The 253-nt window shown below is 50.2% G+C and carries 1 protein-coding gene; it reads right to left on the bottom strand.

The features are described from left to right. On the bottom strand, positions 1-253 hold a 253-nt coding region (locus MJ643_RS31100), incomplete at both ends, for a CHASE sensor domain-containing protein (RefSeq protein WP_247727368.1).

Here is a 253-nt window from a genome sequence, read left to right as displayed (position 1 = left end):
ACAATGCAGCCAGGAACAAACAACCGCCCAAAACAGCCAGCGAGAGCCAGACAAAATGTGTGACGATGCCATCGGTGCCAGTCAGCACAAGTGTGCCTACCACCTGGCCATTGTGTTCAATTGTTTTATAGACCGGTTCCGGGTAAACCCACTTACTGACCAGACTTTCTATCATGGTCTGATGGCGAATTTTGGGGCTGTTCCAGCGCGTCATTTCCTGCTGCTGAGTATCATAAACAATGGCGGCAGAGAA

It is taken from the genome of Pseudomonas sp. PNPG3, from assembly GCF_023093815.1.
Classification (GTDB): domain Bacteria; phylum Pseudomonadota; class Gammaproteobacteria; order Pseudomonadales; family Pseudomonadaceae; genus Aquipseudomonas; species Aquipseudomonas asiatica.
Note: the sequence above shows the minus strand (reverse complement) of the source record. Positions and strands in the feature narration are given on the sequence as shown.